The sequence below is a fragment of the Variovorax rhizosphaerae genome, from assembly GCF_037889975.1.
GTDB classification, from domain to species: Bacteria; Pseudomonadota; Gammaproteobacteria; order Burkholderiales; family Burkholderiaceae_C; genus Variovorax; species Variovorax rhizosphaerae.
Genome location: NZ_JBBKZT010000015.1, coordinates 1 through 22,593 on the forward strand (window position 1 = coordinate 1; position 22,593 = coordinate 22,593).

Sequence of the window (22,593 nt, forward strand, 5' to 3'; positions counted from 1 at the left end):
GGTATCGGCTCCGCGCATCTTCTGGGGTCTTGATTGCAACTGTCGGGGGATCAACTTCCAACGCTTGGGCATCATCGCGCGCCGACCGGCGGGGAGTATTTCAGCAGCCTGCTAGGTGTTTTGCCAACCGGAACGCGGGTAAGAATCATGACCGCCCCAGTCGGTATCGATCGGGAGTTTGCTGTTCAATATTGGGCTCAAGTTGCCATTGAGCACTGACGCCTAACCCTTCCTTTAACATTTAAGCGGGACCAGCCTAAGGCGGTCCGCTCAAAGTCAAAAAATCGCCAGGTCCAGCGAATAGGACTTGCCGAGCCACATCGCGCGGTCCCGATGGTCGCGAAGGTCGTCGCCAGTGTTCGGATGAACGAACACGTCCAGCGCACCGTGGTTGAGCGCAAGCCAGCCGATCACATCGGAAAAGTCGGCTGCGGGGATGGCCAACTGGTAGCTCCACATCGGATGCGGACCCACCGGCTTTTCATGAAATCGCCCCATCTCCATGCGCCCGGCCAGTTCCTTCTCGATGGTCTCGCGCAGCGCCCACGCGGCGTCTCGCGACGAGGCATCGAAATACACATGGGCGTGCCAGCTCTCGATGGTGGCGATGGGGTTCAGCGGGTTCATGGGGCCGAGTCTAGGCGCCTGCCTGCGTTGCGTGTTGCGTGACGCGCGCGCCCCGCGGATTCACAATGCCCACGCACAAGGAAAGCACAAGGAACGCCCGTGAACCCTATCCCGTGGAAGCGCCGCCTGCTCCTGTTCGTCCAGCGCTTCTGGCAGCCCACCAGCGCCTGCATGACCTGCATGCCGGGGAGCCTTGGCAATCTGCTGAGCCTGCCGCACTGGGTGACTGCGCTGCAGACGGGCCTCATCACGGGCATCCTCGCCGTGCTGTTGACCTTCACGCCGGCGGGCAGGCTCTATGCCAACCGCTACGGCACCGCGCTGGTCGTGGGCCTGCTGACGATTCTGGGCGACAGCTATGCGCACGAGAGCCACTACGGCTACTTCCACCTGGAAGCCATCATCACGGGCATCGTCTCGGGGTTGCTCTCGCTCGCCGGCTCTTACGTGTTCGAGGATCGCGCGCGACGGCTTCGCGCACTGTGGGCGCGCGTGACGGGCCGGGCCAGCGCTTAGGGAGGCGTTACTTCGAACCGCTCAGCGCTCCAGCGTCTTGCTGCGCGTCTCCGGCAAGGCGAGCATGGCCAGCACGCAGATGATGCTGGTGCCCGTCACATACCAGGCCGGTGCCGCCGGATTGCCGGTGGCGCCGATCAGCCAGGTGATGATGAACTGCGTGGTGCCGCCGAACAAGGACACGCCCACCGCGTAGGCGATCGACATGCCCAGCGCGCGCAAGTGGTTGGGCAGGAGTTCGGGGACGATCACCAGCGATGCGGCACCGCTGATCGCCGTCATGCCGCCCAGCAGCGTGGTCACGAGCAGCAGGTTGGTGAAGCTGGTGTGCTCGATCAGCAGCATGAAGGCCGGGTAGGTCAGCAGCGCCAGCGCCACGCGCGGAATCACCATGATCCAGAGGCGGCCGTAGCGGTCGGCCAGCCAGCCGCCCACCAGCGAGAAGACGAAGGTCGCGAGTCCGAACAGGTCGACACGGTGCCGCCCATCACTACCAGGATGCCCAGCAGGATCAGCTTGGTGTAACTGCCGAGGCCCTCGCGCTTGGCGCCGCCGGCTGTTTCGACGGGGCCATGCTCGAGCGTCTCTGGCATGCGGCGGCGCAGGTAGATGGCGATCGGGATCAGCAGCAGACCCAGGATGAAGGGCACGCGCCAGCCCCAGGCCAGCATCTGCTCCGGCGTCAGCGAGATCGTCAGCGCCACGCCGATGGTTCCCGCCACCAGCGCGGCAAGGCCCTGGCTGGCGAGTTGCCAACTGCCGTAGAGCCCGCGCTGTCCGGTGGGCGCGATCTCGATGAGAAAAGCCGTCGACGGCCCGACCTCGCCGCCGAGCGCGAGCCCTTGCACCAGCCGACAGAGCACCACGATGATCGGCGCCGCCATGCCGATGCTCGCGTAAGACGGCGTCAGCGCCAGGCCCAGCGTGCCGATCGTGATGAGCGCGATGGTCAGCAGCATTGCCGGTTTGCGCCCGGCGCGGTCGGCAAAGGCGCCGATCAGCACACCACCGATCGGCCGCGTGACGAATCCGACGCCGAACACCGCCACCGACAGCAGCAGGCTCATCAGCGGCGTGGAGGCGGGGAAGAAAGCCTTGCCGATGTAGACCGCGAAGAAGGCATAGGTGGTGAAGTCGTAGAACTCCATCGCGTTGCCGGCCACCGTGGCGGCGACGATGCTGCGCGAGACGCGCTCGGTGCGCGGTGCGGCGCCGCCGCTGTACACATCCGTCGCGGCGTGCTGGAAGGTGGCTGTGCGCTGGTTCCGGTTTGTGGTGCTCATGTCGCCCTCTTGATGTTGTAGTGGACGTTGCCCTCGCAGGGCTGGAAGAAGCGGTCAGGCGGCCAGTGGCGCGTCGCTCAGGTAGCGCTCGGCCAGGCGGGTCCAATAGGCCGCGCCGATCACGACGTTGTCGTCGTTGAAGTCGTAGGCCGGGTTGTGCACCATGCAGGCGCCGGCACTGTCGCCATCGCCATTGCCGATCAGCAGGTAGCAGCCGGGGCGCTTCTCGAGCATGAAGGCGAAGTCCTCGCTGCCGGTGAGCGCCGGGCCATGCAGCGTGACGTGATCGGCACCCACCAGTTCGATGCCGACGCGCCGCGCGAACTCGGTTTCTGCAAGCGTGTTGACCAGCGCCGAATAGCCGCGCTGGTAGTCGACCTCCGCCGTGACGCCGAAGCTCTGCGCCTGCGCGTGCGTGAGTTCGGTGATGCGCTTCTGCAGCAGGTCGCGCACGCTCTGCTCCAGTGCGCGCACGCTCAGCGCCAGCCGCGCACTTTGCGGGATCACGTTGTTGGCGATGCCCGATTGCAGCATGCCGACCGTGACCACCGCCGTCTGCTGCGGATCGACATTGCGCGAGACCACTGTCTGCAAGGCCATCACCAGGCTGGCCGCCGCAACCAGCGGATCGGCCGCGCGGTGCGGCATCGCGGCATGGCCGCCGCGACCATTCAGCGTGATGAAGACCTTGTCGGACGAAGCCATCATCGGCCCGTCACGGAACACCAGCTTGCCCTGCGGATGCCCCGGCATGTTGTGCATGGCGAAGATGGCGTCGCAGGGGTACTTCTCGAACAGGCCGTCATCCATCATGCGCATCGCGCCGCTCTCGCGCGTGCCGTATTCCTCGGCCGGCTGGAAGATCAGGTTCAGCGTGCCGGAGAACTGCGAGCGCTCCGCCAGCGACTTGGCCGCGCCGAGCAGCATCGCGGTATGGCCGTCGTGGCCGCAGGCATGCATCACGCCGGCATTGCGGCTCGCGTACTTGAGGCCGGTCTCTTCCTTGATCGGCAGCGCGTCCATGTCGGCGCGCAGGCCGATCGAGCGCGTCCCGCTGCCGCGCTGCAACTGGCCCACCAACCCGGTGCCGCCCAGGCCGCGCTCCACCGCGTAGCCCCATTCCTTCAGGCGCTCGGCGACCAGGTCGCTGGTGCGCTGCTCCTTGAAGGAAAGCTCGGGGTGATGGTGGATGTCGCGGCGGATGGCGATGAATTCATCGGCATGGGGCCGCAGCGCCTGCAACGTCGCTTCAGTGCTCATGACTAACCTCCGCGCTTTCGCGCTGCGGTGCGAGCGCCTTCGGGTGGCCGGGCGGCGCTCACGGGTTTCTATCCTTCGGAGTGAACTTGCGGGATCTTCGACGCGTGAACCGCTCGAGAGCCTAGCCATTTCCGGCGGCGCTTTCAATGGACGCAGACCCCGAATCACCAAGCAGCTTCCTGACCGGATGGTCAGGTTTCAATCCGCGCCACATCACCGGCCCTCGCGTCGTGCAGACGCTGTCGACCACCCGTCCGGGTACTTTTCCCGATGTGCAGGCACTGGTCGCGATTTGGTATGTCGTATACGATATTTAACAAACGAAAGGCTTCGACATGATGCCCTGGCTCTCGGCGACGACGCCCGATCACCTCTCGACGGTACGCGACATACCGCTCGCCAAGCTGGTTCGTGACGACATGCTGGCGATGATCCTGCGTGGCGAGTTGCAGCCCGGCCAGCGCATCAACGAACCCGACGTCGCCGGACGCCTGGGCATCTCCCGGGTGCCTGTGCGCGAGGCCCTGCGCGAACTCGAAAGCACCGGCCTGGTGGTTGCGCGCAAGCATGCCGGCGTGTTCGTGCGCGAACCGGACGCGGAGGAAGTGCGCGAGCTTTACGAGATGCGCGGGCTGCTGGACGGCTATGCGGGCCGGCGCGTGGCGCGGCTGGAGACCGCGGCGCGCGTGGCGCTGGCCGATGTGCTCGATGCCTCGATCGTCGTCATGACCGAAGCCTTTGCAGCGCACGACGTGCAGCGCTACTACCGTGAGAACCTGCACTTCCACTGGGCCATCGTCGAGGCCGCCGGCAACCATGCGCTGGCCGCCGCCTACCAGGGCATCGTGCAGAAGCTGCACCTGTCGCGGCTGAAGAACCTCTCGCAGGACACCGGCATGCGCGCGTCCATCGTCGATCACACGCGGATCGCGCGGGCCCTGCGCAAGGGCGACGTCGCCCGTTGCGAAGACCTCATGGCGCGCCATGTGGGCGACGCCTATGACCGCCTGCAGCGCACCCGCAACTGAATGCAGGCGACGCTGCATTTCACGAGCCAAGGAGAACCTCCATGCATCGCCGTGCCTTCAACCTCGCGCTCCCCGCCGCCCTGCTGGGCCTTCACGGCCTCGCCCGTGCGCAGCCCTTCCCGTCCAAACCCATCCGCTACATCGTGCCAGTGTCGGCCGGCGGCGGCAGCGACATGGTGGGACGCACGGTGACGGAGCGCTGGGGGAAGCTGCTCAACCAGCCCTTCGTGGTCGACAACCAGGCCGGCGGCGGCGGCGTGATCGCATCGCAGAACACGGCGCGCGCACCGGCGGACGGCTACACCCTCATGCAGGGCTACGTCGCCACACACGGCACCAGCCCCGCCACGCGCAAGCTGCCCTACGACCCGGTCAAGGACTTCACGCCCATCGGCATGATCGGCGGCACGCCCAACGTGCTGGTCGTCAACGTGGTCGTGCCTGCCAAGGACTTCCAGCAGTTCATCGCGCATGCCAAGGCCAACCCCGGCAAGCTCAGCTACGGCTCGGCCGGCCAGGGTTCGCTCACGCACCTGACGATGGAACTGTTCAAGGGGCAGACCGACGTGGAAATGACGCACGTGCCCTACCGCGGCATCGCGCCCGCCTTCACCGACCTGATCGGCGGACAGACGCAAGCCATGTTCCCCGGCCTGGCCGCGGCCATGCAATACATCAAGTCGGGCCGCGTACGCGCGCTGGCGGTGACCGGCAAGGAACGGCATCCGCAGATCAAGGATGTGCCGACGCTGGAGGAACTCGGCCTGACGGGCTTCGATGCGATGCAGTGGTATGGCGTGGTCGGCCCCGCGGGCATTCCGACCGACGTGGTGGGGCAGTTGAACGACTCGCTCAATACCGTGCTCCGAGCGCCCGACCTGGCCGACAAGCTCGCCGTCGAGGCTGTGCAACCGATGCCGATGACCTCGAAGGAATTCGGCGAATACATCCGCGCAGACGTCGCGCGGTGGACCCAACTGGCACGCGAACGCAACATCGTGCTCGAGAACTAAAAAGAATGGCCCACACCAGATTCACTCACACCTTCTGAAGATCATTCCACCTATGGCACGCAATACCCAGGTCGCGGCAGACCATAACGCCCCGCCCATCACCCGCGTCCTGGCCGAATTCGTCGCGAACCATCCATCGCGCGGCTGGAGCGATGCGGTGGATCACGAGGCGCACCGCACCTTCCTCAACTGGCTGGGCTGCGCAGTCGGCGCTGCGAAGCATGAGGCAGTCGAGGCCGCATTGGCTGCGGTGCAAGAGCTTCAACCCGCGCCGCAAGCCACCCTCCTCGGCCGCACCGACAAGGTCGACATGGCCAGTGCGGCGATGCTCAACGGCATCAGCTCGCACACCTTCGATTTCGACGACACGCACCTCAAGACCATCATCCATCCGGCTGGCCCGGTGGCCTCGGCGCTGCTGGCGCTGGCGGAGCACACCGGTGCGAGCGGGCGCGAGCTTCTCGATGCACTGGTGCTGGGCATCGACGTGGCCTGCCGGCTCGGCAACACGGTCTACCCGGACCACTACGACCGTGGCTGGCATATCACGGGCACCACCGGCATGTTCGGTGCGGCTGCGGGTTGTGCCCGCTTGCTGGGGCTGGACGCGGAGCGCACGCAGATGGCGCTGGGCATCGCCGCGTCGCAGCCGGTCGGCCTGCGAGAGCAATTCGGGACCATGACCAAGCCCTTCCACCCCGGCGGTGCGGCCCGTGCCGGCCTGATGTCCGCGTTGATGGCGAAGCATGGCTACACCGCGAGCCCGAAGGCGATCGAAGCGCCGCGCGGCTGGGCGCAGGTGGTGTCGACGAAGCATGCCTGGAACGAGGTCACGGACGAACTGGGCGAACGTTTCGAGATCTCGTTCAACAGCTACAAGCCCTTTGCCTGCGGCATCGTGATCCACCCGAGCATCGATGCCTGCGTGCAATTGCGCGAGCGCGGCATCGCACCCGGGCAGGTCGAGCGCATCGAACTCAAGGTGCATTCGCTGGTGCTCGAACTCACCGGCAAGAAGGAGCCGGCCGATGGCTTGCAGGGCAAGTTCAGCGTCTACCACGGGTGCGCGGCGGGCCTGATCTTCGGGCGTGCGGCGGAGGAAGAGTTCGCCGACGACATCGTGACGCGTGCCGATGTGGTCGCGTTGCGCCGCAAGGTCATCGCCACGGTGGACGACAGCATCGACGAGGCGAGCGCGGACGTGACCGCGGTGCTTGCCGATGGGCGGCGCGAGCATGTGTTCGTGGAACACGCGATCGGCTCGATGCAGCGGCCGATGAGCAATGCGGACCTGGAGCGCAAGTTTCACGGCTTGTCCGATGCCATTCTTGGTGCGTCGAGGAGCGAGGAATTGCTCAAGGCTTGCTGGTCGCTGGGCGAGGCACCGGACGTTCGCAGCTTGACTGCGCTGGCGCAGCCGTAGGTCCACGGAAACAAGAATGAAGCAACGCAACGACTCTCCTTCGCCCGCTGGATTCGACGGCACCCGCCGGGCGTTCTGCGCCTCGGCAGCGCTCGTGCTGGCCGGCTGTGCAACCACCGGCCCCGACCCGCGCCAAGGCGCCATCGCTGAGCTTGGCGGCACGGGCAAGCTGCGCGCGGCCATCAACTTCGGCAATCCGATCCTTGCCAACCGGGGCGCGGACGGCGAGCCGCGCGGTGTGTCGGTGGACCTCGCGCGCGAGGCCGCGCGACGGCTCGGCTTGCCTGTGGATCTGGTGCTATTCAACTCCGCCGGCAACGTCGTCGATGCGGTCAAGGCGCGCGCAGTCGACCTGGCCTTCGTCGCAATCGATCCGGTGCGCGGGGCCGACATGGACTACACCGCGCCCTACGTGATCATCGAGGGCGCCTACCTTGTGCGCAACGATTCCGCGCTGCGTCGCAACGAGGATGTTGACCGAGCCGGCACGCGCATCGCCGTGGGCCGCGGCAGCGCCTACGACCTGTACCTCACGCGCGAGATCAAGTCGGCCACGCTGGTTCGCGCCGCGACCTCGCCCGCCGTCACCGACCTCTTCGTGGCGCAGAGCCTGGAGGTTGCCGCGGGCGTCAAGCAACAGTTGGAAGCGGACGCCAAACGCGTCGGCAACGTGCGCCTGTTGCCCGGCCGCTTCATGGTGATCGAGCAGGCCATGGGCGTGCCCAAGGGCCGGACCGCCGCGCAGGCCTGGTTGAGCGGCTTCATCGAGGAAATGAAATCCTCCGGATTCGTCGCGGCCTCTCTGCAGCGGCATGGCATCGAAGGCGCTGCTGTCGCGCCGCCGCGTGCCCGGACCTCCTGACCCTTCTCTCACGAATGAACTCCATGTCCTGCACACGCCGCTCGGCCATCGCCGCCCTTGCCTCCACCGCCTGTCTTCCGCTTCGCGCGTTGGCGCAGGGCGCATGGCCGACCAAGCCGATCCGCCTGGTCATCCCGCTCGCGCCCGGCAGCGCCGTCGACAACGCAGCCCGCGTCGTGATGCAGAAGATGTCGGAAGGCCTCGGCCAGGCCTTCGTGATCGAGAACATCCCCGGCTCGGCGGGGTTGATCGGCGCGGAGAAGGTGGCGCGCGCCGCGCCGGACGGCTACACGCTGGGCGGCTTCAACGACAGCGTGCTGACCATGGTGCCCAACATGCAAGCGCACATGACGTGGAACGCGCTCACCGACTTCGAGCCGGTGTCGCTGGTCGGCACCGTCGAATGGGGCCTGGTCGTGAAGGCCGACTCGCCCTGGCGCACGCTCGCCGATTTCATTGCGGCGGCCAAGGCCGCGCCGGGCAAGCTGACCTATGGCTCGGGCGGGAATGGCAGCCCGCAGCACATCGGCATGGCGCTGCTCTGCGGACGCGTGGGCATCGACCTGCTGCATGTGCCGTACAAGGGTGCGACGCCGGCGGCAATTGCGGCTGCAGCGGGTGAAGTCGACGTGTGCATGCAGGGGCTGGGCACGGTGGTCTCGCTGGTTCAGGCGGGTAAGCTGCGTCTGTTGGCGGTGTCGTCGGCGGCACGGCAACCGCAGTTTCCGGACGTGCCGACCTTTGCCGAAGCTGGCACGCCCGACTTCACCTTCAACTCGTGGTTTGCGTTGGTGGCCCCTGCGGGCACGCCGAAGGAGATCGTGGGCCGCCTCAACGCCGAGATCAGCAAGGTGCTGGCCGATCCGGCGATGAAGGAGAAGCTGTCGTCCATTGGCGTGACGCCCCGCGGCATGCCGGCGGCCGAGTTCGGCCAGGCGCTGAAGGCGCAGTACGCGCTCTATCGAAAGCTCATCATCGACCGAGGCATCAAGGCTGAATGAAGGCCCCTGAGATATCTCCATGAACACACTTCGGGTTTCACAAGACGCGCTGCAAGACTTCATCGAGGCCGTCTTCGTCAAGGAGGGCCTGCCGCCGGCCGATGCGAAAACGGTCGCCGCACTGATGGCAGAGGCCGACTTGCAGGGCAGCGACGGCCACGGCGTCATCCGCCTGCTGCCCTATCTCAAGCGCCTGCGCGCCGGCGGCATCAACAAGCATCCGCACATCCGCGTGGTACACGAACGCGCGGCCATGGCGGTGGTCGATGGCGACAACGGCATGGGGCACCTGGTCGTGACGCGGGCCGTGGACATTGCCATCGAGAAGGCGCGCAGCGCAGGTGTCGCATGGGTGGGCACGCGCTTCAGCAACCATGCAGGACCCGCGTCGCTGTATGCGCGCAGGCCGTTGCAGCACGACATGCTCGGGCTCTACTTCGCGGTCGGCAATGCCAACCACCTGCCGCCGTGGGGTGGCACCGAGGCGCTGCTGTCGACGAACCCGATCGCGGCCGGCATCCCGACTGGCGACGAGCCGCCCGTTGTGCTGGACATGGCGACGACGGTGGCCGCCTACGGCAAGGTCAAGGCGCTGGCCAAGCGCGGCGAGCAGATGCCGCCGGGCTGGATGGTCGACCGGCAGGGCGAACCGTTGCTCGACCCCCAGCGTTCGAACGAAGGCTTCCTGTTGCCCATCGGCGGCTACAAGGGCTACGGCCTCGCACTCATCGTCGGCCTGCTGGCCGGTACGCTCGGCGGCGCGGCGATGGGCCGGGACGTCGTCGACTTCAATGCCGACCATGTCTCGGTCACCAACACCGGGCAGGCGATCCTGGTCATCGATTTGGCGGCCTTCGGCGACCCTGCGGTGTTCAAGCACGCGGTCGACACGCTGGTGCGCGACATCCGCGGCAGCGAGCGGATGGCCAACGTGGAGCGCATCTGGCTGCCCGGCGAGCAGAGCTTCGACAAGCGCCGCAAGCATGCGCAGGAGGGCATCCCGCTTCCGCCAACGTTGCTCGATGAACTCGACACGCTGGCTGCCGAGACGGGCGTCTCCCCGCTCGCGCGACTTGCGCCAGCTTGACCATCACTTTCCCTGCGCCATCAACCAAGAGGACTTCCATGAAGCGCTCGATCAAGTTCACCGCCACGGCCGCCGTACTTGCCGCGCTGGCCCTTCCCGCCCTCGCCCAGAACGTGAAGGTGACGCCGCTGGGCGGCATCGATGGCGAGTTCTGCCCGCAAGACCGCGCGCTGGTGTTCGAGGACCCGAATGGCACGCGCATCCTCTACGACCCGGGCCGCACCGTGGCCGGCGCCAACGATCCGCGCCTGGGCAAGATCGACATCATCCTGGTCAGCCACATGCATGGCGACCACGTCGGCAACGCGCACAACAAGGAGCCGAACTCGGGCACCTGCGCGAGCCCTGATGTGTCGGTCTCAGCCCTGCCCAACACCAGCGCCGTGGAGATCGCGCTCGCGAAGAAGTCGAAGATCGTCACTGGCAGCGAAATGCCGCCCTTCTTCGCCGCCAAGCTCAAGGCCAACGGCGGCGATCCGGCGAACTCGATGCTGGCCCGCTTCGGCGGCAGCGTGGTGGTCGGCGGCGTGCGCATCGCGACGGTGCTGGCCCTGCACAGCAACGGCGTGGACCCGGACTATGTCGGTGGCGACCTCGGCAAGGCTATGAAGGACGCGGGCATCGCCGGCAACGTGGGCGACGCAACGGGCTACGTGCTCACCTTCAGCAACGGCCTGGTGGCCTATCTCTCCGGCGACACCGGCATCCTGGCCGATCAGGAACGCGTGGTGCGCGACCACTACAAGGCGAAGCTCGCCGTGATGAACATCGGCGACGGCTTCACCACCGGACCCGCCGAGGCGGCCTATGTGATGAACGAACTGGTGAAGCCCACGTCCGTCATCGTGTCGCATGCGAACGAGGTTGGCACGGTGGGCGGCAAGGTTCGCCCGGGCAGCAAGACGGAGACCTTCCTGAAGGCCGCGAAGATGGCGGCGTACGTGCCGTTGTCGGGGAAGACGATGGTGTTCGACGGAGCGGGGAAGGCTGTGGCGACGGAATGACCGCGGCGACGGGTCGGAAGGACTTCGCACGCCGCGCCAGGCTGAAACTGGATTGCCAAAGCGCTGATGAACGTGCTGCCGAACCCGTCCGTCATTTCCCCTTGGGATTGGCGTAGCCCGCCAGTTCGTGCTTGGCGATCGCGTTGCGGTGCACTTCGTCCGGGCCGTCGGCGACGCGGAGATGGCGGGCGTAGGCCCAGAAGTTCACGAGCAGCGTGTCCTGGCTCAAGCCCATCGCGCCGAAGGCCTGCATCGCGTCGTCGATCACCTGGATGCAGTTGTTGGGTGCGATGACCTTGATCATTGCGATTTCAGACGCTGCAACCTTGTTGCCCACCGTGTCCATGCGCCAGGCCGCATGCAAGACCATCCACCGCGTTTGTTCGATGAGCATCCGGGCCTTGGCGATGCGTTCGCGCCAGACACCCTGTTCGGCCAGCGGCTTGCCAAAGGCAACGCGCGAAACCACGCGCTCGCACATCATCTCCAACGCCGACTCGGCCATGCCGATCATTCGCATGCAGTGATGTATGCGGCCCGGTCCCAGCCGACCCTGCGCGATCTCGAAGCCTCGACCTTCGCCCAACAGGATGTTGTCCGCCGGAACTCGCACGTTCTCGAACACAACCTCGGGGTGACCGAAGGGCGCGTCATAGTGATTGACCAGCGCCATGTCGCGCACGACCGTGATGCCCGGGGTATCGGCGGGCACGATGATCATCGACTGCTGCCGGTGGCGATTCGCGTTGTCCGGGTCGGTCTTTCCCATCAGGATGAACAGCTTGCAGCGCTCGTTCATCGCACCGGTGATGTACCACTTTCGTCCGTCGATGACGTACTCATCGCCTTCGCGCCGGATGCTGCAGGTGATGTTGGTGGCATCGGAAGATGCGACCGCTGGCTCCGTCATCGCGAAGGCCGAGCGAATCTCGCCATCGAGCAGCGGTTGCAGCCAGCGCGCCTTTTGCGCTTCCGAGCCGTAGCGCGCGATCACCTCGGTGTTGCCCGTGTCCGGCGCACTGCAATTGAAGGCCTCGGCGCTCCAGTAGCGCCTGCCCATGATCTCGCACAAGGGTGCGTACTCGAGATTCGTCAACCCGGCACCGTGCGAAGCCTCGGGCAGGAAGAGGTTCCACAAGCCGGCCGCCCTGGCCTTCGCCTTGAGTTCCTCCAACAGCGGCAGGCCGGTGTAGAGGCCACCGCTCTTCAGCGCGTTCAGGTACGACTGATGCGCTTCCTCGGCCTGGCGCCGCTCGTTCGGGTAGATGTGCTCGTCCATGAAATCGAGCAGGCGGGTGCGCAGGCTCTGAACCTTGGGGGTGTAGGCAAATTCCATGCGATGTTCTTCGGGTCAGGGTTGGTGTGGTGCACGACGCGGGGCTGCTGGTTGTCCTGGTTCTCAGTGGCATCGAGCAGTTCGAATGAAGCGGCTCCATGGTGCCCGGATCGGCTACGGCACGCTGTCTCCTGAATGACGCGGCCGGCAGCCTGTGGGTCGCCCCCTGCTCACTGCCCTTCGCAGCCCAGCACAGTCGAAATTCCTGACCGAGCCCGCCCCCTACTCCAGCTTGATCCCGCGAGTGGTGATGATGTCGCTCATGATCGCGGCCTCATCCTTGATGCGGTTCTTCAACCCGTCCGGCGACGTGCCGAGCGCTTGCCAGCCCTGCGTCAGGAGCTTCTGGCGTGTCTCCTCGCTGCGCATGATTTTCGGAACCTCGGCGTTCAAGCGATCTTGCGCCGCCTTCGAGAGCTTCGCGGGACCGATGAGCGCGGTCCACACCTCGAGGTTGAAATCGCGCACACCGGAATCGGCCAACGATGGCACTTCAGGCACGACTGCGCTTCGTCCACTGGTCAGTCCGATCGCCTTGAGCTTGCCCGCCTTGACTTGCGGCATGGCGATTCCGGGCGGTACCAGCGCCATCTGGATCTCGCCGCCCAGGAGGCCCGTGACGACTTCAGGGTTCCCCTTGAACGGGACATGCATGGGCACCAGGCCCTTCATCTTCGTCTTGAGCACTTCCATGCCCAGGTGCCCGACGGAACCGTTGCCGACCGAGCCGTAGTTCCACTTGTCGCCGTTCTGTGCCGCGGCGGCAAAGAAGGCGGCCCCCTCCGGTGACTTCGCGGGCGCCACCAGCACCAGCGGCGCCGTTGCCAGCAGCGAGATAGGGCTGAAGTCCTTGGCGGGGTCATATGGCAGCTTCGGATACAGCATCCTGGCCGAAGTCAGGTTGCCGTTGATGACGATCCCGAGCGTGTGATCGTCCGTCGCCTTGGCCACCTGATCCGCAGAGATGTTGCCGGAAGCACCCGCCTTGTTCTCCACGATCACGGCTTGACCGAGCACCTTCGACAAGGGTTCCGCCAGGCTCCTCGCCACGATGTCAGGCGATGAGCCGCCGGGGAAGCCGACCAGGATTCGCACCGTCTTCGTGGGCCAGGCAGCGCCAGCGCTGTTGGATTGCGCATGGGCCAACGGCACCATCGCGGTCAATGCGGCGGCCATCGCCACAAGGTGCAGGCTGCGTCTTTTCATGGTTGTCTCCAGATGATTTGATGAGTGGTTTCGGGGTCAGTCCGTGTCGCGCCCGAGGTAGGCGCCGGCCGCTTCCAGTTGGTCTTGCAAGTCCTTGATCGGAAGGTCGCGGGGACGGACCTTGGCCCTGACCGCCATTGCGGCGGCCGTGCCAGCAGCCTGGCCCATCACGAAGCAGCCGCCCGACACGCGCGCGGCCGACTGGCCCATGTGGGTCATGGATGCACAGCGACCCGCAACCAGGAGGTTGTCGACCTCGCGGGGCAGCAACATGCGATACGGCAGGTGGTTGAAGCCCCTGCTGTTGGGGATGTCCTGCCACTTGAAGGCGATGTTCCCGGCGACGTGCTCTTCGATCATCCAGCCGTTGACGCCGATGCTGTCGTCGAAGCTGGCGCACTCGAGCACGTCTTCCTCGGTCAACTGGTAGTCGCCCACGACGCGACGGGTTTCCCGCACGCCGACCTGCGGTGCGATCTCCAGGATGTACGAATTCTCGAAGCCCGGCGCCGACTCGCGCAGGAACTGGAAGAAGTCCACGATCTGGCGGCGACCCTGCACCTCGGCGTCGCTCAGTTGCGCGGCGTTCGTGCCGTCCACTGGCGAGCCATCGGCGTTCGCCAGCTGGGTGACGTTGGCACGCCACTCTGCGGGGTTCTTCTGCGGCCGGATGATGGGCGTCTTGCGCGGGAACTTGCGGCCCAGTTTCTCAGCCTCATCCATCAGGCCGCCGAACTTGTTGTACGCATCGCCCGCCACCGCGGCATCCACGCCGTTGACGCGGAACATGGTGGAGGGGTACATCATGTCGTGCCCGCTGGTGCCCTTCTCGAAGGGTGCACCAGCGAACGCCGCGAGGTCGCCATCACCCGAGCAATCGATGAAGGTCCTGGCAAGAACAGCGTAGCGACCCGACTTGGTTTCGATCAGCGCAGCACGGATTTGCGTCGGCCCGTTCATCAGGACGCCGACCAGGTTCGCGTGGAACAGCAGTTGCGCCCCGCTCTCCAGCACAAGGTCATCGGCGGCGACCTTGAAGGCCGCGTTGTCGTAGGCCTGCGCCGCGATCCTGTCGCCGAAGATCACATGCGGTTCGTTCAGGCCGCCCAATGCGCTGATGCGGGCCAGCAGGTCGTCCGCAACCCCGTGCACCACCTGCTTGATCGTGCCGTGCACATTGGCATGCAAACCGCAGAAGTTCGTCACACCGGCGGCCGTGCCCATGCCGCCCAGGAAGCCGTAGCTCTCGATCAGCAAGGTGGATTGGCCGGCGCGGGCAGCGGCAGTGGCGGCTGCGATGCCGGCCGGGCCTCCGCCCAGCACGACAACGTCGTATTCACCCCAGACGGGGGTGTCGCGGCTGGGCTCGTTCAAGGTGGCTGGCGTGGGGTTTGGCATGGGACATGTCTCGGTTGGTTCTGGGTTGCCTGAATTCTGGTTTTGCCCCACTATTTCGACAATGCCATTCGCCTGATACCCAAAAACGTAAATCGAAATAATGGACCTCAAGCTCCTGGCCGTGTTCGACGAGGTCTACAAGACACGCAGCGTCTCGCGGGCGGGTGAGAACCTGGGTTTGGCGCAGTCATCCATCAGCATCTCGCTGGCAAGGCTGCGGCGGCACTTCGGTGATCCGCTGTTCGTTCGCACCTCGGACGGCATGCAACCCACGCCACACGCGACTTCGCTGGTGGCGCCGGTTCGACAGGCGATCGAACTGCTGCGCGGCATCACGAGGCAACAGGCGGTCTTCGATCCGGTGAAGGCGCAGCGGATGTTTCGCATCTGCATGACCGACATCACCCACCTTGTCCTGCTGCCTGCACTCATCAACCGCCTGCGCGTCATCGCGCCGGGGATCAACGTGGAGATCACACACATCTCCGGGCAGACGCCCAGGATGCTGGAGTCCGGCGAGGCCGACCTGGCCGTCGGCTTCATGCCGCAGTTGGAAGCTGGGTTCTACCAACAGAAATTGTTCGAGCAGGACTTTTCCTGCGTGGTGCGTCGCGACCATCCGCGTGTCCGTTCACGGCTCACGGCAGCCATGTTCAAGCGGGAGAACCACGTACTGGTCACCGCCGCTGGCACCGGACAAAACCTGGTGGAGGAGGCCCTGGAGCGCCTTGGGGTTCAGCGCAATATTGCCCTCCGGCTGCCCAACTATCTCGGCATGGGCGGCCTGCTGGCGAGCACGGACCTGATGGTGACGGTACCGCGGCGCGTGGCCGAGACGTTGGTGCGGATTGCCGACGTGAAACAGTTGCTGCCGCCGTTCGAGCTACCCGTGTTTTCCATCAAGCAGCACTGGCATGAACGCTACCAGCAGGACCCCGCGAACAGATGGCTGAGAGGGGTCATTTCGGATCTGTTCCTGGAGTAGCGCTTCCGCTCTTCACCTGCAGTTGAAGTTGATGGCCCAGCAGGCAGTGGTTGTTGGAACGCTCATGGGTTGACTGTCGGCTATCAAGGGAACGGCGGGACACTCAACTCAACGCCCATCGTTTGCGGATCGTCCACAGAGGCGCCCTCCAGGCGAATCGACCTGAGGCGCTGTCGCCGCCATCGACGCGCCTTGCCCCGTATGGCAATGCGCCTTACCCTCTTGCCCTTATCCGGTGACCGCCTCGCAGGGAGATTCCCCACTTCAACGCCTACGCACCGCCATGAATCCGCCCTGCGCCTTCTCCGTGTTGCTCTTTGCCCTGGTGGTGGCGCTCGGCGGTTGTGCCACCCGCCCGGCCAACCCGCCCATCACGCATGTCGACCCGGACGCAGGCTATACCTTTCAATCGCGCCTGCAACGCAACAAGGACCAGGAGAACCTGGTCGTCCTCGCGTTCTCCGGCGGTGGCACGCGCGCGGCTGCCTTCTCCTACGGCGTGCTGGAGTTCCTGCGGCGCACCGAGGTCGTCGGGCCGAAGGGCAACAGGGAACGCCTGATCGACGCGGTCGACGTGGTCACGGGCGTGTCGGGGGGCAGCTTCACCGCGCTGGCGTATGGCCTCTACGGCGACAAGCTCTTCGCCGACTACGAGCAGCGCTTCCTCAAGCGCGACGTACAAGGCGAGATCATTTCCCGCGCCTTCAAGCCGGCCAACTGGGGCCATCTCTCCTCGCTGGCCTGGGGGCGGTCCGAGCTGGCCGCCGACCTGTATGACGAGATCCTCTTCAACGGCGCGACCTTCGGCGATCTCGACCGTGGCAATGGCCCCTTGATCGGGGTGTCGGCGACCGACATCTCGACCGGCAGCCGCGTGACCTTCGGGCAGAACCTCTTCAACGCGATGTGCTCGGACCTCAACGCCGTGCGCCTGTCGCGCGCGGCCGCGGCCTCGTCCGCGGTGCCCGCCGTGCTGTCGCCCGTCACGATCAACAACTACGGTGGAACCTGCGACTACAAGATTCCGCAGTGGGTACTGCGCTTCACCTCGCAGGCCGACCCGCCGCGGCCGGCGGCGCGCACCATCCGCGAGCTGAAGGACAGGGAGCCTTACCTGGATGGCAAGCGGCGTCCGTACATCCATCTGGTGGACGGTGGCGTGTCGGACAACCTGGGCATGCGAGGGGTGCTCGATGCGATCAACCTGATGGAATCCCTGAACGCCGAGGGCGTGCCCAGCCGCCTCGACAACGTGCGCAGGATCATCGTGCTGGTCGTCAACTCGCAGTCCTCGCCGCCCACCAACTGGGATGCGTCGGAAAGCCCGCCCGGCACGGTGCCCATCCTGCTGAAAGCCACCGGCGTGCCGATCGATCATTACTCCTACGAAGCCGTCGAACTGCTGAAGGACATCTCGGCACGGTGGCAATCGGCGCAGCGCGTGCGGTCGCTTGCAGGCTGTGCCGACCGCAAGGACACCCCGATCTGCAAGGAGGTGCGCGTGCCCGACGCGAAGATCTTCGCCATTGATGTTTCCTTCGCCGCCCTCCCCGACGGGCCCGAGCGCGCCTACCTCAACGCACAGCCGACCTCCTTCGTGCTGCCGGACGAGGCCGTCGATCGACTGCGCGCCGCCGCGGGCAACATCATCCTGGCGTCGCCGGAATTCCAGCGGCTGCTGAAGGATGTGGGTGCGACGGTCGTCGCCGACCCGCCCGCCGCGAGGGCCGGCGCTCTGCGCACGCCTTGAACCGGAAGCCCCAGGCCGCCCGCGCGGCGCAACCTTCAGGATCCTGGGCGAGCGCGGCTGCTTGCTGGAGGCTGATGCCGTTGCCGAGCGGATCGGCATGCCGGTGCGCCAGGCGCCATCCGCTGCCCTCGCGGCGATAGACCAGGGTGACGCGCGGCGACCACACCTGCGCTGGCAGACCGCCGACCGCTATGTGTGCCCGCTCAATCGTCGCCAGCACCACCATGTCGCTCCACGCGTAGGACTGGACGAGTTCCTGCTTCAATGACCCGTTCCTTGAAGAAAGCGTCCGATCTGCTCCCAGCGCCGGCTCTTCCGGGAGATCGGGAGAGCAGGCACCGCCGCGGGCATGCATACCCTGTCAAGCGTGGCCAAGTCAGCGCGGCGGCGACCGCAACGACGCACCGATGCCGCATAGCGCGGCGGACCGCTCAGGCTCTTTCCCTTGGCGCTGCGAACCTCGAGCGCAGCGAGCGTGAAGCGAGGGCCTGGCGGCCTCCCAATGCAGTTGCCGCTGACTTGTTCCGAATTGGCCGGAGCGGGCACCGTCGCGTCAAGACTGGTTGCAGCCATTCATTGCAGCGGCTTCGCTGACTCTCTTGGGCCCCCTGCTGCCGTTCGCCTCGCTGGCGTGAGCGACAAAAGCGCCAACATTCGCTGTCACTCACGTTGAAATCTATGAATCAGCTCCCTCCATGCTGCGAGAACCCGCTGCAAAGTATGTAGCATCCAGTGACAACAAATCATGCGTCTGCTCGCGTGGAACGGGGCCATTGATCAATGGACAAAAAGGCACTCTCCGAAAGCGATATCTGCGACAAGTTCATCCGCCCGGCCATGGTGAAGGCGGGCTGGAATGGCATGGACCAGATCTTTCGTGAGTACCCATTGCGCGCAGGGCGCGTCGTGGTACGGGGAAAACAGTCGTACCGCGACCAGGGTTCCGTACTCAAGGCCGACTTCGCCTTGTTCTACAAAGCCAACATTCCTTTGGCGGTGGTCGAGGCCAAAGACAACAAGCAGGCCGTGGGCGCAGGCATGGCGCAGGCTCTGAACTACGCCGATCTGTTGAATGTGCCGTTCAGCTTCACCAGCAATGGCGATGGCTTCGTATTCCGTGACGCCACGCTGGCCTCGGGTGTGCTGGAGCAAAACCTCACCCTGGACGAGTTTCCGTCGCCGCAGGAGCTGTGGAGCCGCTACTGCTCCTGGAAGGGCTGGTCTGCCGATGAAAGCCGCGTGGTGGGATTCGACTACGCACCTCACAAGAGCCCGCGCTACTACCAGCTCAATGCGGTAAATCGCGCGGTAGAAGCCATCGCAGCCGGCCAGGATCGCGTGCTGCTCGTCATGGCTACAGGCACCGGCAAGACCTACACAGCGTTCCAGATCATCTGGCGCTTGTGGAAGAGCGGCGCCAAGAAGCGAATCCTCTTCCTTGCCGACCGCAACATCCTCATCGACCAGACCATGGTCAATGACTTCCGGCCCTTCAAGGGCGCGATGGCCAAACTGAGTCCGAATGCCAAGGGCGTCGAGCGAGTCGATGCGCAGGGCCAGCTGTCGATCGAGGATGTGGACCTGGCGGTGAACAAGACGACCAAACGGGTAGACAAGAGCTACGAGATCTACCTCTCGCTTTATCAGGCCGTCACGGGAACCGAAGAGCAGCGCAACATCTACAAGCAGTTCAGCCCCGACTTCTTCGACCTCATCGTGGTGGACGAGTGCCACCGTGGCAGTGCTTCAGAAGACTCCGCCTGGCGCGACATCCTGACCTACTTCAAGGGGGCCACGCAGATCGGCCTGACCGCGACACCCAAGGAAACCAAGGACGTTTCCAACACCGACTACTTCGGCGAACCTGTCTACACCTACAGCCTGAAGCAGGGCATCGAGGACGGCTACCTGGCGCCGTACAAGGTGATCCGGGTGGACCTGGACAAGGACACCTTCGGCTGGCGCCCTACCGCGGGCATGACCGACAAGCACGGTCACGCTATCGAAGACCGCATCTACACCGGCGCCGACATGAACCGCAAGCTGGTGCTGGAGCAGCGCGATGTGACGGTGGCTGCCAAGATCACCGAGTACCTCAAGGGCACTGACCGTTACGCCAAGACCATCGTCTTTTGCGAAGACATCGACCACGCCGCACGCATGCGTCAGGCACTGGCCAATGCCAACGCCGACATTTGCGCCACCCAGCCCAGGTACGTGGTTCAGATCACAGGCGACAACCAGGAGGGCAAGCTGGAACTGGACAACTTCATCGACCCGGAGAAGCCGTACCCGGTGATCGCAACCACCTCCAAGCTCATGAGCACGGGCGTGGATGCGCAGACCTGCAAGCTCATCGTGCTCGACCAGGGCATCAAGTCGATGACCCTGTTCAAGCAGATCATCGGCCGCGGCACGCGGCTGCGCGAAGACCTGGGCAAGACCTGGTTCACGATCCTCGACTTCAAGCGCGCCACCGAACTGTTTGCTGACAAGGATTTCGACGGTGAGCCCGTGCAGGTGTATGAGCCGGGCGCCGACGCACCTGTGGCCCCGCCCGAGCCTGCACCTGGCGACGCCCCCGCCGGTGCGGGCGACCCGCTCGCCGGGATGGATGCTCTCAAACCTTTGGGGCCCTTTGCCGGCACGCCATCGGATGGCCCGAAGAAGTACGTGCTGGGCAGCAATGTCACCGTGGTCGTGGCGCGTGAGCGGGTGCAGTACCTTGATGCCAACGGCAAGCTGATCACCGAAAGCCTGCGCGACTACACCCGCATCAACCTGCGCAAACGATACGACTCGTTGGACCAGTTCCTTCAGGCGTGGGATCAGGCCGACCGCAAGGCGGCCATGCTGCAAGAACTGGAAGGGCAGGGTGTATTGCTGGAGGCCCTGGCCGACGAGGTCGGCAAGGACCTGGACCCCTTTGATCTGCTGCTGCATGTCGCTTATGACCAACCCAGGCTCACCCGCCGCGAGCGCGCCCGGCGTGTGCAGAAGCGCAACGTGTTCACCCAGTACGGACCCGTGGCGCGCAAGGTGATGGATGCCTTGCTCGACAAGTACGCCGACGAAGGCATCACCACCGTCGAGAGCAACGATGTCTTCAAGCTTCAGCCCTTCACTGAACTGGGCACTCCGACAGAACTGGTGCGCAGCTTTGGTGGTCGTCCCCAATATCTGAGCGCCCTACAGAACCTGGCGCGCGAGCTCTACGCTATGCAGCCCTCTACGTAACTGTGGCTGTCTGATACTAGTGTTCCTGATCGCCGTGTGCGCCGCGCCTTGCCGCGCCACGACATGTTTCTTTTTGAGCCCGCATTCCATGTCCAACCTCACCCCCGTCATCAAATCCATCCAGGACATCATGCGCCAGGACAGCGGCGTCGACGGCGATGCCCAGCGCATCAGCCAGCTCACCTGGCTGCTGTTCCTCAAGGTCTTCGACGCCTTGGAAGAAGAGCTGGAACTCACGCGCGACAGCTACCACAGCCCGATTCCCGAAGACCTGCGCTGGCGCAACTGGGCCGCGGACCCCGAGGGCATGACCGGCGAGGCCTTGCTCGACTTTGTGGACAACGAACTCTTCTCCACGCTCAAAGCGCTGAGCGTCGACCCCGTGCGCAACCCGCGCGGCTATGTTGTGCGCGGCGTGTTTGAGGACGCCTACAACTACATGAAAAGCGGCCACCTGCTGCGCCAGGTGGTCAACAAGCTCAACGGCATCGATTTCAATCGCCAAGCCGAGCGCCACCAGTTCAACGACCTCTACGAAAAAATTCTCAAGGACCTGCAAAGCGCCGGCAACGCGGGCGAGTTCTACACCCCGCGCGCCGTCACCCAGTTCATGGTCGACATGGTCAACCCGCAGCTGGGCGAGGTGGTGCTCGACCCCGCCACCGGCACCGGCGGCTTCCTGGTCTGCGCCATCGAGCACCTGCGCAAGCAGGTGCACAACGCCGAGCAGGAAGCGACGCTGCAGAACAGCATTCGCGGCGTCGAGAAAAAGCAGATGCCCCACATGCTCTGCGTCACCAACCTGCTGCTGCACGGCATCGAGGTGCCCAGCCACATCCGCCACGACAACACCCTGGCGCGCCCGCTGCGCGACTACACCCAGGCCGACCGCGTGGACGTTGTGCTCACCAACCCGCCTTTCGGCGGCATCGAAGAGCCGGGCATCGAGCAGGGCTACCCCGCTGACGTGCGCACCAAGGAAACCGCCGACCTGTTCCTTGTGCTCATCAAGCACATCCTCAAGGTGAATGGCCGCGCCGCCGTGGTGCTGCCCGACGGCACCCTGTTTGGCGAAGGCGTGAAGAGCCGCATCAAGGAGCAGTTGCTGACCGAGTGCAATCTGCACACCATCGTTCGCCTGCCCAACGGCGTGTTCGCGCCCTACACCGGCATCAAGACCAACCTGCTGTTCTTCACCAAGGGCCAGCCCACACAGCATGTCTGGTACTACGAGCACCCGTATCCGCCGGGCGTCAAGAACTACAACAAGACCAAGCCCATCCGCATCGACGAGTTCGATGCCGAGAAGGCTTGGTGGGGCACCGAGGCCGATGGCTTTGCCGCCCGTGTGGAGAACGAACGCGCCTGGAAGGTCGGCATCGACACCATCCGCGCCGCCAACTGGAACCTCGACCAGAAGAACCCGCACGTGGGCGAGCAGACCAGCCACGACCCCGAGGTGCTGCTGGCCGACTACGCCCGCCTGCAGGCCGAGGCCCAGGCGCTGCGCGACGAGCTCAGAGGCATCCTCGCGCAGTCTTTATCAGCCAAATCGGCCGCGGGCGCTTGAGGGATAG

21 protein-coding genes are annotated in these 22,593 nt (G+C 65.2%); 13 read left to right on the plus strand and 8 right to left on the minus strand.

Going from position 1 to position 22,593, the window contains the following annotated elements:
- Positions 1 to 276: 276 nt before the first annotated feature.
- The gene (locus WKW82_RS27350) at positions 277 to 627 is read right to left on the minus strand and encodes a DOPA 4,5-dioxygenase family protein (RefSeq protein WP_340345712.1); all 351 of its coding nucleotides are present in this window, start codon (positions 625 to 627) and stop codon (positions 277 to 279) included.
- A gap of 99 nt (positions 628 to 726) precedes the next feature.
- Here WKW82_RS27350 and WKW82_RS27355 point away from each other — a divergent pair, with 99 nt between their 5' ends.
- Positions 727 to 1,143 (plus strand): hypothetical protein, encoded by a 417-nt coding sequence (locus tag WKW82_RS27355; RefSeq protein ID WP_340345713.1) that lies wholly within the window; start codon positions 727 to 729, stop codon positions 1,141 to 1,143.
- Positions 1,144 to 1,164: 21 nt separating this feature from the next.
- Here the strand turns inward: WKW82_RS27355 and WKW82_RS27360 are convergent, their stop codons facing one another.
- The 3 genes from WKW82_RS27360 to WKW82_RS27370 are packed head-to-tail and all read right to left on the minus strand — an operon-like array spanning position 1,165 to position 3,686.
- Positions 1,165 to 1,578 (minus strand): MFS transporter, encoded by a 414-nt coding sequence (locus WKW82_RS27360; protein ID WP_340345714.1) that lies wholly within the window; start codon positions 1,576 to 1,578, stop codon positions 1,165 to 1,167.
- A complete protein-coding gene (locus WKW82_RS27365) occupies positions 1,530 to 2,426 on the minus strand; it encodes an MFS transporter (RefSeq protein WP_340345715.1) in 897 nt (298 codons plus the stop codon). Before WKW82_RS27365 ends, WKW82_RS27360 begins: the two co-directional genes overlap by 49 nt.
- Before the next feature lie 54 nt (positions 2,427 to 2,480).
- Positions 2,481 to 3,686 carry a M20 aminoacylase family protein gene (locus WKW82_RS27370; protein WP_340345716.1) on the minus strand — a complete coding sequence of 402 codons (1,206 nt, stop codon included), beginning with the start codon at positions 3,684 to 3,686 and terminating at the stop codon, positions 2,481 to 2,483.
- A 146-nt stretch (positions 3,687 to 3,832) separates the two neighbouring features.
- On the opposite strand from WKW82_RS27370, the gene WKW82_RS27375 reads away from it, so the two are divergent.
- From WKW82_RS27375 to WKW82_RS27410, 8 genes are read left to right on the plus strand one after another with little or no spacing between them, the layout of a single operon-like run.
- A complete protein-coding gene (locus WKW82_RS27375; protein WP_340345717.1) occupies positions 3,833 to 4,003 on the plus strand; it encodes a hypothetical protein in 171 nt (56 codons plus the stop codon).
- 18 nt (positions 4,004 to 4,021) lie between these two features.
- Positions 4,022 to 4,714 carry a GntR family transcriptional regulator gene (locus WKW82_RS27380; protein WP_340345719.1) on the plus strand — a complete coding sequence of 231 codons (693 nt, stop codon included), beginning with the start codon at positions 4,022 to 4,024 and terminating at the stop codon, positions 4,712 to 4,714.
- A gap of 41 nt (positions 4,715 to 4,755) precedes the next feature.
- Entirely contained in the window at positions 4,756 to 5,727 is a 972-nt protein-coding gene (locus WKW82_RS27385) for a Bug family tripartite tricarboxylate transporter substrate binding protein (RefSeq protein WP_340345720.1), read from the plus strand.
- Positions 5,728 to 5,779: 52 nt separating this feature from the next.
- Positions 5,780 to 7,150 carry an MmgE/PrpD family protein gene (locus tag WKW82_RS27390; RefSeq protein ID WP_340345721.1) on the plus strand — a complete coding sequence of 457 codons (1,371 nt, stop codon included), beginning with the start codon at positions 5,780 to 5,782 and terminating at the stop codon, positions 7,148 to 7,150.
- 16 nt (positions 7,151 to 7,166) lie between these two features.
- A complete protein-coding gene (locus tag WKW82_RS27395) occupies positions 7,167 to 8,012 on the plus strand; it encodes an ABC transporter substrate-binding protein (RefSeq protein WP_340345722.1) in 846 nt (281 codons plus the stop codon).
- A gap of 23 nt (positions 8,013 to 8,035) precedes the next feature.
- Complete coding sequence (locus WKW82_RS27400) at positions 8,036 to 9,013, plus strand: Bug family tripartite tricarboxylate transporter substrate binding protein (RefSeq protein WP_340345723.1); 978 nt, start codon at positions 8,036 to 8,038, stop codon at positions 9,011 to 9,013.
- 19 nt (positions 9,014 to 9,032) lie between these two features.
- Positions 9,033 to 10,100 carry an Ldh family oxidoreductase gene (locus tag WKW82_RS27405; protein WP_340345724.1) on the plus strand — a complete coding sequence of 356 codons (1,068 nt, stop codon included), beginning with the start codon at positions 9,033 to 9,035 and terminating at the stop codon, positions 10,098 to 10,100.
- A 38-nt stretch (positions 10,101 to 10,138) separates the two neighbouring features.
- Positions 10,139 to 11,104 (plus strand): MBL fold metallo-hydrolase, encoded by a 966-nt coding sequence (locus WKW82_RS27410; RefSeq protein ID WP_340345726.1) that lies wholly within the window; start codon positions 10,139 to 10,141, stop codon positions 11,102 to 11,104.
- 91 nt (positions 11,105 to 11,195) lie between these two features.
- Here WKW82_RS27410 and WKW82_RS27415 read toward each other — a convergent pair whose 3' ends face one another.
- The 3 genes from WKW82_RS27415 to WKW82_RS27425 form a co-directional block, all read right to left on the minus strand.
- Positions 11,196 to 12,440, minus strand: a complete 1,245-nt coding sequence (locus WKW82_RS27415) for an acyl-CoA dehydrogenase family protein (protein ID WP_340345727.1) — start codon at positions 12,438 to 12,440, stop codon at positions 11,196 to 11,198.
- 222 nt (positions 12,441 to 12,662) lie between these two features.
- Positions 12,663 to 13,646: a Bug family tripartite tricarboxylate transporter substrate binding protein gene (locus tag WKW82_RS27420; protein ID WP_340345728.1), complete on the minus strand. Its 984-nt coding sequence runs from the start codon at positions 13,644 to 13,646 to the stop codon at positions 12,663 to 12,665.
- A 36-nt stretch (positions 13,647 to 13,682) separates the two neighbouring features.
- Entirely contained in the window at positions 13,683 to 15,044 is a 1,362-nt protein-coding gene (locus tag WKW82_RS27425) for an FAD-dependent oxidoreductase (protein ID WP_340345730.1), read from the minus strand.
- A gap of 100 nt (positions 15,045 to 15,144) precedes the next feature.
- Here WKW82_RS27425 and WKW82_RS27430 point away from each other — a divergent pair, with 100 nt between their 5' ends.
- Together WKW82_RS27430 and WKW82_RS27435 are read left to right on the plus strand one after the other, a co-directional pair.
- On the plus strand, positions 15,145 to 16,029 hold the full coding sequence (locus tag WKW82_RS27430) for a LysR family transcriptional regulator (RefSeq protein WP_340345731.1): 885 nt from the start codon (positions 15,145 to 15,147) through the stop codon (positions 16,027 to 16,029).
- Between the two features lie 283 nt (positions 16,030 to 16,312).
- Complete coding sequence (locus WKW82_RS27435; protein WP_340345732.1) at positions 16,313 to 17,779, plus strand: patatin-like phospholipase family protein; 1,467 nt, start codon at positions 16,313 to 16,315, stop codon at positions 17,777 to 17,779.
- Here the strand turns inward: WKW82_RS27435 and WKW82_RS40680 are convergent.
- Entirely contained in the window at positions 17,676 to 18,134 is a 459-nt protein-coding gene (locus WKW82_RS40680; protein WP_422823600.1) for a nuclear transport factor 2 family protein, read from the minus strand. The two genes, WKW82_RS27435 and WKW82_RS40680, sit on opposite strands and share 104 nt — an antisense overlap.
- Before the next feature lie 425 nt (positions 18,135 to 18,559).
- On the opposite strand from WKW82_RS40680, the gene hsdR reads away from it, so the two are divergent.
- Together hsdR and WKW82_RS27445 are read left to right on the plus strand one after the other, a co-directional pair.
- Positions 18,560 to 21,016, plus strand: a complete 2,457-nt coding sequence (hsdR, locus tag WKW82_RS27440) for an EcoAI/FtnUII family type I restriction enzme subunit R (RefSeq protein WP_340345733.1) — start codon at positions 18,560 to 18,562, stop codon at positions 21,014 to 21,016.
- An 88-nt stretch (positions 21,017 to 21,104) separates the two neighbouring features.
- Complete coding sequence (locus WKW82_RS27445) at positions 21,105 to 22,586, plus strand: type I restriction-modification system subunit M (protein ID WP_340345734.1); 1,482 nt, start codon at positions 21,105 to 21,107, stop codon at positions 22,584 to 22,586.
- Positions 22,587 to 22,593: the final 7 nt, after the last annotated feature.